The 2,047-nt window shown below is 64.4% G+C and carries 3 protein-coding genes; 2 read left to right on the plus strand and 1 reads right to left on the minus strand.

What is annotated here, in order from left to right:
- The coding region (locus tag A5714_RS21335) for a glycosyltransferase (protein ID WP_068282785.1) at positions 1-996 on the plus strand (996 nt) is incomplete at its 5' end.
- A 175-nt stretch (positions 997-1,171) separates the two neighbouring features.
- Here A5714_RS21335 and A5714_RS26285 read toward each other — a convergent pair.
- On the minus strand, positions 1,172-1,363 hold the full coding sequence (locus A5714_RS26285) for a hypothetical protein (protein ID WP_156747270.1): 192 nt from the start codon (positions 1,361-1,363) through the stop codon (positions 1,172-1,174).
- A gap of 32 nt (positions 1,364-1,395) precedes the next feature.
- Here A5714_RS26285 and A5714_RS21340 point away from each other — a divergent pair.
- On the plus strand, positions 1,396-2,047 hold a 652-nt coding region (locus tag A5714_RS21340; RefSeq protein ID WP_197513853.1), incomplete at its 3' end, for a glycosyltransferase.

Genomic DNA, 2,047 nt, shown 5'->3' on the forward strand with positions numbered 1-2,047 from the left:
AGCGACCAATGCTGGCGCCACATGAACACGACGCTGCTTTCCCTGGCCGACGGGGCTGACCTGATCTTCGCTGGCCAGAGCTACCAGGAACCCGCAGCGAACGTTGCCGAGTATTACGACCTCCCGTTGGCCACCCTGCACCACGTCCCGATGCGGCCCAACGGGCAGGTGGTGTCTTTGCTTCCCGCGCCATTGGCGCGGTCGTCGATGGTGGGGTTCGACTGGTTCTGTTGGCGCCTGAACAAGAAGGTCGAGGACGCCCAACGCCGCGAGCTGGGTCTGCCGAAGGCGACGGGGCCGTCGCCCCGGCGAATCATCGAACGGCGGTCGCTGGAAATTCAGGCCTACGACGAGGTGTGCTTCCCGGGCTTGGCCGACGAGTGGGCCGACTGGCGTGACCAGCGACCGTTCGTCGGCACGTTGACGATGCAGCTGGCCACCGGCGCCGATGACGAGGTCGCGTCGTGGATTGCCGCCGGTACCCCGCCGATCTGTTTCGGATTCGGCAGCATGCCCGTGGCATCCCCGGCCGCGACGGTGGAAATGATCGGCGCCGCGTGCGCCGAGCTGGGGGAGCGGGCGTTGATCTGCGCCGGCTACAGCGATTTCAGCAGTGCGCCGTCTTTCGAGCACGTGAAGGTGGTGGGAGCGGTCAATTACGCGGCGATCTTCCCGGTCTGCCGCGCGGTCGTCCACCACGGCGGTTCAGGCACCACGGCCGCCAGCATGCGCGCGGGCGTTCCCACCGTGATCCTGTCCATGGACGCCAACCAGACCATTTGGGGAGCGCAGCTCAAACGCTTGAAAGTCGGGACGACGCGGCGCTTTTCGGCGACGACCCGGAAAACCCTCACCGCCGACCTGCGCCGGGTGCTGGCGCCGGATTACGCGGTGCGCGCCCGGCAGATCGCCAGCCACATGACCAAGCCCGCCGACAGCGTCCGCAAGGCCGCCGATCTCGTCGAGAATTTCGCCCGAGCGCGCAGCCGCGCCTGAGCGGGTCCGCAAGCGCCGGGGAAAATATGCCCCGAAAAGCGTCGGTAAATTGCGCTTTTCGGAGCCATCTGTGGCGGATACGAAATCGCGCGGTTTCCAAAGACACGCCGACGGTCCTCTGGCACAATGTATCCTCAGCCGACGATGCCTGCGCTGCTCGAAGGTCGTCACAGTGCTACGGTCCGGGGGAAAGGCCGATGACATTGGCTTTGCCAGAATTCACCACACCGCTACTGCGATGTAATTCATTTTCGTTGCAATCGCCGAAGGCGTTGCATCGCCGTTCCGCCTTTTCCTCTAGGAAAGCGCATTGGCCAGCGATGATCTGCAATTCGCAGGCCACCGGCGACTCGCCGAAGTTGCCCATGCTGACGGAGAGTGATTAAGGTTACGGTCGCGATGAAATTTGCTGTGGCGAGCTATGGAACGCGTGGCGACATCGAGCCGTGCCTCACCATCGGTCGTGAACTGATGCGCAGGGGCCACGAGGTGCGCATGGCCGTCCCGCCGAACCTGGTGGAGCTGGCGCAGAAGGCCGGTCTCCCGGCGATCGCCTACGGCCCCGATATGCACGACTTCTGGAGCGACGAATTCATCCGTGACTTTCGGAAGAATTTCGTGCGCAACCCGATCAAGCTGATCCGCGATGCGTGGGAGCCCGTGCTGCGGAATTGGCAGGAGATGAGCGCGTCGCTGATGTCGGTGGGGGCGGGAGCCGACCTCATCTTCAGCGGCCAGCTCTACCAGGATCTCGCCGTGAATGTCGCTGATTACTACGGCATTCCGATGGCCACCCTGCACTACATTCCGATGCGGCCCAACGGTCAACTGATCCCACGAATGCCCAAGCCGTTGGTGCGCACCGGCATGAGCGTCTACGACTGGATGTGCTGGCGCATGAACAAGCGGGCCGAAGACCGGCAACGCCGCGACCTCGGGCTGGCCACCGCGACCGTCGCGTCGCCCCGGCGGATCGCCGAACGCGGTTCCTTGGAAATTCAGGCCTACGATGACGTGTGCTTCCCCGGCCTCGCCGAGGAGTGCGACGAAG

The sequence above is a fragment of the Mycobacterium sp. E2462 genome (genome assembly GCF_001672685.1).
Taxonomy (GTDB): Bacteria; Actinomycetota; Actinomycetes; order Mycobacteriales; family Mycobacteriaceae; genus Mycobacterium.

Coding starts and splice junctions, on each gene's coding strand:
- A5714_RS26285 (WP_156747270.1), bottom strand. CDS start 1,363: ATGGGCAACTTCGGCGAGTCGCCGGTGGCCTGCGAATTGCAGATCATC.